At 71.5% G+C, this 8329-nt stretch carries 9 protein-coding genes; 8 read left to right on the forward strand and 1 reads right to left on the reverse strand.

All coding sequences use genetic code 11. The features are described from left to right. Nucleotides 1-73 precede the first annotated feature (73 nt). Complete coding sequence (gene pdxY, locus LQ222_RS25640; protein ID WP_230169719.1) at nt 74-922, reverse strand: pyridoxal kinase PdxY; 849 nt, start codon at nt 920-922, stop codon at nt 74-76. A 181-nt stretch (nt 923-1103) separates the two neighbouring features. On the opposite strand from pdxY, the gene LQ222_RS25645 reads away from it, so the two are divergent. The 8 genes from LQ222_RS25645 to LQ222_RS25680 all read left to right on the forward strand — a co-directional run bounded on the left by LQ222_RS25645 (nt 1104) and on the right by LQ222_RS25680 (nt 7997). Further along, nucleotides 1104-2402, forward strand: a complete 1299-nt coding sequence (locus LQ222_RS25645; RefSeq protein WP_230169720.1) for an ABC transporter substrate-binding protein — start codon at nt 1104-1106, stop codon at nt 2400-2402. Between the two features lie 16 nt (nt 2403-2418). Further along, nucleotides 2419-3354 (forward strand): branched-chain amino acid ABC transporter permease, encoded by a 936-nt coding sequence (locus tag LQ222_RS25650; protein WP_230169721.1) that lies wholly within the window; start codon nt 2419-2421, stop codon nt 3352-3354. Then, nucleotides 3351-4340, forward strand: coding sequence for a branched-chain amino acid ABC transporter permease (locus LQ222_RS25655; RefSeq protein WP_230169722.1), 990 nt, complete (start codon nt 3351-3353; stop codon nt 4338-4340). Before LQ222_RS25650 ends, LQ222_RS25655 begins: the two co-directional genes overlap by 4 nt. Beyond that, nucleotides 4337-5092, forward strand: coding sequence for an ABC transporter ATP-binding protein (locus LQ222_RS25660; protein ID WP_230169723.1), 756 nt, complete (start codon nt 4337-4339; stop codon nt 5090-5092). The genes LQ222_RS25655 and LQ222_RS25660 overlap by 4 nt, the downstream gene beginning before the upstream one ends. Next, nucleotides 5085-5741, forward strand: coding sequence for an ABC transporter ATP-binding protein (locus tag LQ222_RS25665; protein WP_230169724.1), 657 nt, complete (start codon nt 5085-5087; stop codon nt 5739-5741). The genes LQ222_RS25660 and LQ222_RS25665 overlap by 8 nt, the downstream gene beginning before the upstream one ends. A 113-nt stretch (nt 5742-5854) precedes the next feature. Then, the gene (gene rpmE, locus LQ222_RS25670; protein WP_230169725.1) at nt 5855-6085 is read left to right on the forward strand and encodes a 50S ribosomal protein L31; all 231 of its coding nucleotides are present in this window, start codon (nt 5855-5857) and stop codon (nt 6083-6085) included. 299 nt (nt 6086-6384) lie between these two features. Continuing rightward, nucleotides 6385-6882: a 5-(carboxyamino)imidazole ribonucleotide mutase gene (gene purE, locus LQ222_RS25675; RefSeq protein ID WP_230169726.1), complete on the forward strand. Its 498-nt coding sequence runs from the start codon at nt 6385-6387 to the stop codon at nt 6880-6882. Beyond that, nucleotides 6879-7997, forward strand: a complete 1119-nt coding sequence (locus tag LQ222_RS25680) for a 5-(carboxyamino)imidazole ribonucleotide synthase (protein WP_230169727.1) — start codon at nt 6879-6881, stop codon at nt 7995-7997. Before purE ends, LQ222_RS25680 begins: the two co-directional genes overlap by 4 nt. Nucleotides 7998-8329 lie beyond the last annotated feature (332 nt).

Consider the following 8329-nt stretch of genomic DNA (forward strand, 5'->3'; position numbering starts at 1 on the left):
CCCCCACCCGCCAAGGGCCTTAAGCCCTTGGCGGGTGGGGGTCCGGGGGAGGGCAGAGCCCTCCCCCGCCGCTTCAGCACCCGACCGCCGCGAACCGTCGCGACGGCGCCACGAACTCCTCCTGCGCCGCCACCGTCAGGATCTCCCGCGACCCGGCTTCCGCCGTCCGCCGCAGCAGCCCGAACACCGATGATGCCGCCGCGGACAGCGCGTCCGCCGCCCCGCCGCGCAGCCGGTGGAACAGGAACAGCGCCGCGATCGCATCCCCCGCGCCGTTCACCGACAGCGGCAGCATCGGCGTGGACAGCCGCCAGAACGCGCCGCCCTCACCGGCCAGCATGCCGATCTCGCCCTCCGGCGTGTCGTCCAGCCGCAGCGAGGTCACCAGCACGCAGCGCGGGCCCTTCGCCTGCAAGGCCGCGATCGCTGCCTTGGCGTCGTCCAGCGTCCGCACCTCCCGCCCGGTCAGCCATTCCAGCTCGAACTGGTTGGGCGTGATGATATCGGCCGCGGGCAGCGCCTGGTCGCGCAGGAATTCCGGAATGCCCGGCCGCACGAACACGCCGCGCCCCACATCGCCGATCACCGGGTCGCAGCACCACAGCGCCGCCGGGTTGGCCGCCTTCACGCGCCGCGCGGCATCGAGGATGGCGGCACCGATCTCGGCCGACCCCATGTAGCCCGACAGCACCGCGTCGCAGCGCGCCATCGCGCCGCGCTCCTCGATGCCCTGCACAAGCTCGTGGATCAGCTCGGCCCCGAACACCTGGCCGCGCCAGGCGCCATAGCCGGTGTGGTTGCTGAACTGAACGGTATGGATGCCCCACACCTCGGCACCCAGGCGCTGCAGCGGGAAGATCGCGCTGGCATTGCCGACATGGCCGTAGGCGACCCAGGACTGGATGGACAGGATGGCGGTCATCGCGCGGACGCTAGGAAGCAGGCGCCGCAGGGTCAATGATGGCACCGCCCTGGCGCGATCCGACCGCGACCGGCGCAATGCTCGCGCGGTCGCGCCCTTGCGCGGCTTCGCACCCTGCGTCCATGCTGCGCGCCAACCGCGGGGCCAACCCGCGGAACCCCACCCCGAGGGAGGACCCCCCATGACGCTCACGCGCCGCGAAACGCTCGCCGCCGGTTTCGGCTCCGTCCTGCTGCCGGCCACGCTCTCGGCCCAGCCGGTCGCCAAGCCGGCCGAATTCAAGATCGGCGTCACCACCTTCCTGTCCGGCCCGGCCTCGGTCTTCGGCGTGCCCTCGCGGCGCGCGTGCGAGATGCTGGTCGAACAGCTCAACGCCGCCGGCGGCCTGGCCGGCGTGCCGGTGCGCGCGATCTTCGTGGATGAAGGCCCGGGCACCGACCACCTGGTCGGCGAGATCCGCCGGCTCGTGCAGTCCGAGGGCGTGCACACCATTTTCCAGTCGATCTCGTCGGGCTCCTGCCTCGCCTGCACGCCGCTGTCGCGCGAGCTCAACAAGGTCATGCTGCTGTGGGATTGCGGCACCCAGCGCATCTTCGAGGAAGCGCGCTACGACTACGCCTTCCGCACCCAGGGCTACGCGACGCCGGAAGTGCTCGCACCGCTGCTGTACCTGCTGCGCAAGAAGCCCGACATCCGCACCGTCGCGGTGGTCAACCAGGACTACGCCTGGGGCCGCGATTCCTGGGAGATCTGGCAGGCCGCGATGGGCGCGCTCAAGCCTGGCGTGCGCGTGGTGGCCGAGATGTTTCCCCGCTTCGGATCGTCCGACTTCAGCACCGAGATCACCCGCCTGCTGGCGCTCCGCCCGGACGTCGTCTACTCGACCTCCTGGGGCGGCGAACTCGTCACCTTCATCCGCCAGGCGACCGAGCGCCGCCTGCATGAGCGCACCACCTTCGTGCTGCCGGTGGCGGAGGCGTCGATGCAGATCCTCGGCCGCAACATGCCCGAGGGCCACGTCATCGGCGCGCGCGGGGACCACTGGAACAACCACCCCGCGCCGGCCAACCCCGCGCTGTTCAACGGCTTCGTCAACGCCTACCGGCAGAAGTTCAACGAATACCCGATCTACCCCTGCCACCACATGGCGCAGGCGGTCTGGGCGCTGAAGGCGGCGGTCGAGAAGGCCGTGGCCGCGAAGAACGGCGCCTGGCCGTCCGATGCCGAACTGGCCGCCGCCTTCCGCGGCCTGACCTTCCCCACGCCGACCTCGACCATCACGCTGCGCGAGGATGGCCAGGGGCTCGAGGACCAGATCGTCGGCCTGTCGTCGTTCGACCCGCGCTTCCCCTTCGCGGTGCCGAAGGAGATGATGCGCTACTCCGCCGCGCAGGTCTCCGCCCCGGCCGGGCAGAAGTCGACCGACTGGCTCAAGACGCTGACGCCGGCGATGATCCAGTCCGCCGGCACGGCGCTGTAAGGACACGCGACGCATCATGGCCGAGTGGTTCCAGGACAATGGCCTTCTGCTCGGCCTGGCGTTGTTGGACGGGCTCTCCTCCGCGGGGTTGATCTTCCTTGTCGCGGTGGGGCTCAACCTGGTGTTCGGGGTGCTGCGCATCGTCAATGTCGCGCATGGCTCCCTTTATGCGATCGGCGCCTACAGCGCGGCGTCGATCGGCATCTTCCTGGTCGGGCTCGGCCTGCCGGCCTGGACCTCGATCCCGGTCCTGATCCTGTCCGCGGCGCTGGTCGGCGCGGTGGTCGGCCCGCTGATCGAACGCTTGCTGCTGCGGCGCATCTACGCGCAGGAGGAAGTGGTCCAGCTGCTGGTCACCTTCGCGCTGTTCATGATCCTCGAGGATGTGCAGAAGCTGATCTGGGGCGTGCAGCCCATCCACCACGATGCGGCGATGCGCTGGCTCGGCACCATCGACGTGCCCTTCGGCACCGACTTCATCCCCTTCACCAACTACCAGCTGTTCGTGCTGCCGGGCTTCGCCATCATCACACTGGCCGGCCTCGCGTGGTTCCTGCGGCGCACGCTGACCGGGCGCGTCATCGTGGCCGTCACGACGGACCGCGAGGCCGCGACGGCGATGGGGATCGACGCGGCCAGGATCTTCCTGCTGACCTTCACCTTCGGCGCGATGCTGGCCGCGCTGGGCGGCGCCCTGTCCTCGCCGACGGCAGCCCTGGTGCCGGGCGTGGGCGCGCAGACCATCGTGCTGTCCTTCGCCGTGGTCGCGACCGCGGGGCTCGGGCAGATCGAAGGGGCGGCGCTGACCTCGTTGATGATGGGCCTCGGGCGGTCCATCGCGGTGTATTTCGAACCGGAACTGGAAGTCGTGGTCCCCTACATCATCATGGTGCTGGTGCTGCTGGTCCGCCCGCAGGGGCTGTTCGGCGTGATCGAGACGCGCCGGGTATGACCGCCCCCCAGGACCGTCGCGACGACGCGCCGCAGCGGCCGCGCACCGCGATGCGCGCGGTCGAACCCTTCCTCGCGCTGCTGCTGGCCGGCGGGCTGATCGCCGCCGCCATCGCGGCACCCTGGCTGCGCTTCGTGCTCACCATCGCGCTCGCGAAGGGCATCGCGGTGATGGGCATCCTGCTGCTGCTGCGCGCCGGGCAGGTCTCCTTCGGCCATGCGCTGTACATCGGCTTCGGCGCCTATACCGTCGCCTTCCTGGCGCCGCGCTACAATGACGGCGTGCTGGTGCTGCTGGCCGCGGCGGCGGGTGCGGGGCTGCTCGGCCTGGTGGTCGGGCTGTTCGTCACGCGCTACCGCCAGATCTTCTTCGGCATGCTGAACCTCGCGATGTGCATGGTGTTCTATTCGCTGCTCGAGAAACTGTACCACTTCACCAAGGGCAGCGACGGCATCCGGGTCGAGATCATGCCCATCGCCGGCCAGGCGCTCGACCGCGTCACCTATGAATGGACGGTGTTCGGCATCGCGATGGGCCTCGCCTTCGTGGTGGGCTTCGTCATCCGCCTGTATCTCGCCTCCCCGATGGGCGAGGCGCTGGCCGGCATCAAGACACGCGAGACGCGGCTCGAATTCATGGGCGTGCCGGCACGCGGCATCCTGCTCGCGGCCTATGTCGCCTCGGCCATGCTGGGGGGCATCGGCGGGGCCATCATCGCCATGACGTCGCGCCACGTCACGCCGCTGCTGTCCTACTGGACCGCCTCCGGTGAGCTGGTCTTCATCGCCATCCTGGGCGGCGCCGGCGGCGTGCTCGGCCCCTTCCTGGGCGCCGCGGCCTATGAGCTGGTGCGGGTCTATGCCGCGGCGTCCTTCGCCGATGCCTGGCAGATGATCCTCGGCACGGTGCTGCTGCTGGTCATCCTGTTCGCGCCGGGCGGGCTGTGGGGCATGGCGGCGCGCGCCATCGGGGGGCGCGGGCGATGACCGCTGCCCTGCTCAGCGCCCGCGGCCTGCGCCTCGCCTTCGGCGGCGTGAAGGCGGCCGACGGCATCGACCTCGATGTGATGAACGGCGAGTTCCTCGCCATCATCGGCCCGAACGGTGCGGGCAAGACCACCTTCATCAACATGACCACCGGCTACCTGAAGCCCAATGCCGGCACCATCAGCTATGACGGGCGCACCATCACGGGCCTCTCGCCGCGCGCCATCGTCAAGCTCGGCATCGCGCGGTCCTTCCAGCTGCCGCAGCTGTTCCTCGAACACACCGTCGAACAGAACATCGCGCTCGCCGTCGCTTCGCGCCACGGCATCTGGTCGCCGCTGGTCCCGCTGCTGCGCCCGTCCTATCGCGACGAAGCCCGCGACCTGCTCGACCGCTTCGGCCTGGCGGGCATCGCGGATGCGCGCGCCGATGCGCTGAACGAAGGTGCGCGCAAGCTGGCGGACATCGCCATGGCGGTGGCGCTGAAGCCGCGCCTGCTGCTGATGGACGAACCGACCTCCGGCGTCGCCGCCTCCGAGAAGATGACGATCGTGGAAACCCTGGTGAACGTGCTGCGCGACGCGAAGGTCACCGCGGTCTTCGTGGAACACGACATGGACGTGGTGGAACGCTTCGCCGACCGCGTCGCGGTCTGGTCGCAGGGGCGCATCGCCGCCCTCGGCCCGCCCGCCCAGGTCCTTGCCGACCCCGCCGTGCAGCGCGACGTCATCGGGATCGAGCGGCATGCTTGAACTGGCTTCCGTGTCCGTCTCCATCGCCGGCGTGCCGGTGCTGCGCAAGGTGTCGCTGCGGGTGCCCGCGGGCGGGCGCGTCGCCCTGATCGGGCGCAACGGCGCCGGCAAGACCACCACGCTGCGCACCATCATGGGCCTGGTCCAGGCCGCCCAGGGCAAGGTCGTGATCGATGGCGAGGACGAGACCCGCCTGCCCCCGCATCACCGCCCGCGCCACGGCATCGGCTACGCGCCCGAGGATCGCCGCCTGTTCGGCTCCTTCACGGTCGAGGACAACATGCTGCTCCCCGCCCAGGTGCTGCGCCTGCCGGAGGCCGAGATCGGCCAGCGCCTGGCGCGGGTCTATTCCCTGCTGCCCGAACTGCGCGACCTCGCGCCGCGCAAGGCGGCCGGGCTGTCGGGCGGCCAGGGCAAGATGGTCGCGCTCGGTCGCGCGCTGATGGTGGGCACGCGCGCCGTGCTGCTCGACGAACCCTTCCAGGGCCTCGCCCCCGCACTGGCCATGCGCTACGCCGAGGCGCTGAAGCGCCTGCGCGCAGCCCTGCCCGACGTCGCCATCCTGATCACCGAATCGAACCCCGAGCTGCTGCGCCCGCTGGTCGAACAGACCTATGTGATCGAGCGCGGGGAGATCGCGCCCGCCTGACACGGCCGGCCCTGGCGCCCCCCCTGGTTGCGCCCCCCTGGCCTGTCCCCTATACGGCCCGCTTCCTGCCCGCCGGTCGGCATCGTCGGGCGCATCCGCGTGAGCACCGATCCATGAAGCCTGACATCCATCCCGACTACCACGAGATCAAGGTCATCATGACCGACGGGACCGAGTTCACCACGCGCTCCTGCTACGGCAAGCCGGGTGACACCATCCGCCTGGACATCGACCCCAAGTCGCACCCGGCCTGGACCGGCCAGCAGCGCGTGATGGACACCGGCGGCCAGATCGCCAAGTTCAACAAGAAGTTCGCCGGCATCGGCGCCCGCAAGAAGGCCTGAGGGCCTGCCCCGGTCGGATGGCCCCATCCGACCGGGCAAACCCGCCCGCGCGACCCGGGCGCCGACGGCGGCGCTCCACGCCGGCGCGGCAGCCCATCCCGATCAGGTGCCATCGCCTGGCCGGGTGACGATGCGCCTGCACGCCAGGGGCATGCGGCGTTGCACCGACCCACGGCGCGCCGAAGCGGCTCCAGCGCAGGCGCACCCGGCACGACCCGGTGGCGATCGCGCGCCGCGCCCGCAATCCCGGCCCGGCCCCGCGCCCGCCCGGCAGCCCGCCCCCTTCTCCGCAGGTCCGCATGACACACCCCGTCGGCACCCCCCCCCTGGTCGGCATCATCATGGGCAGCCGGTCCGACTGGGAGACCATGCGCCACGCCGCCGAGACGCTCGACCGCCTCGGCGTGCCGCATGAGACCCGCGTGGTCTCGGCCCATCGCACGCCCGCCCGCCTGGTCGACTACGCGACCTCCGCCGCGGCGCGCGGTCTGCGCGTGATCATCGCCGGCGCCGGCGGCGCGGCGCACCTGCCCGGCATGGCGGCCTCCATGACCGCGCTGCCGGTGCTGGGCGTGCCGGTCGAATCCCATGCGCTGAAGGGCATGGACAGCCTGCTGTCCATCGTCCAGATGCCGGCCGGCATTCCGGTCGGCACGCTGGCCATCGGGCGCGCGGGCGCGGTCAATGCGGGGCTGCTGGCCGCCGCCATCCTGGCCATCGCCGACCCCGCCCTGGCCGGCCGGCTGGCCGAATGGCGCGCCGCGCAGACCGCCGCCGTGCCGGACGACCCGGCATGACCCCCCTGCCACCCGGCAGCGCCATCGGCATCCTGGGCGGCGGGCAACTGGGCCGCATGTCGGCGCTGGCCGCCGCGCGCCTGGGCTACGCCTGCCACATCTATGCGCCGGAGCCCGATTCGCCGGGCATGCAGGTCGCCGCGCAGCGCACCGTCGCCGCCTATGAGGACCGCGACGCGCTGGCCCGCTTCGCCGCCGCCGTCGCCGTCGTCACCTTCGAATTCGAGAACGTGCCCGCCGCCGCGCTGGAGGCCCTCGCGGGGCTCGTGCCGTGCCGGCCCGGCCTGGCGGCGCTCGCCACCTGCCAGGACCGGGTGGCGGAGAAGGCCTTCCTCGGGCGCATCGGCGTGCCCGTCGCGCCGTGGCGCGCGGTCGAGACCGAGGCGCAGCTCGCCGCCGCGGTCGCGGAACTCGGCCTGCCGGCGGTGCTCAAGACCACGCGACTCGGCTATGACGGCCGCGGCCAGGCGGTGCTGCGAACGCCCGATGACCTGGCCCCGGCCTTTGCGCGACTCGCGCCCAGGCCGCTGGTGCTGGAAGCCTTCGTGCCCTTCGCGGCCGAGATCTCGGCTATCGCCGCGCGCGGTGCCAATGGCGCCATCGCGGTGTTCGACCCGGCGGAGAACCGCCACGCCCACCACATCCTGGACCTGTCCTTCGCGCCGGCCCGGCTGCCGGCCGCCGCCGCCGCCGCCGCGCGCGCCCATGTGGCGGCGGTGGCCGAGGGACTCGACCTGGTCGGCGTGGTGGCGCTCGAGATGTTCCTGCTGCCCGACGGCACGCTGCTGGGCAACGAGATCGCGCCCCGGCCGCACAATTCCGGCCACTGGACCATGGATGCCTGCGCCGCATCGCAGTTCGAACAGCACATCCGCGCGGTGGCCGGCCTGCCGCTGGCCAACCCCGCGCGCCACCACGACGCGGTGATGCGCAACCTGATCGGCCCCGAGGGCATGGCCGCCTGGCCCCGGCTGGTCGCGGCTCCGGGGATCGTCGGGCACCTCTATGGCAAGGACAGCGCGCGGGCCGGCCGCAAGATGGGCCACGCGACACGGCTGCTGCCGCGCGGAAGCCTCGCGGGCATGGACGATGCGCAGGCGCTCGAGGGCTTGTGACGGATTTGCCACCCCACCCAGTTGCATCGGCGCCACAGTCCCGGACGAACCTTCACACGAGGTATGGCGCGCCGGTTTTTGAGTGCTAGAACACAGGTGTTCCGGCGCGGCACCGCATCGATACCGCCGCGCAGGCCCCATCTTCCGGCCCCAAGGGGCCCCGAGCAGGAGAATTCCGATGAGCCTGAAAAAGGCGCTTCTCGCGGCGACGCTGCTGTCGCTGCCGATGGCCGCGACCGCGCAGGCGCAGAGCTGGGATCCGCGGGTGCAGGGCATCTACGTGGGTGCCGGCGCCGGCTTCAACTACCTGATGGGCAGCTCGGACACGATCG

The organism is Roseomonas sp. CECT 9278 (assembly GCF_918698155.1).
Lineage (GTDB): Bacteria > Pseudomonadota > Alphaproteobacteria > Acetobacterales > Acetobacteraceae > Neoroseomonas.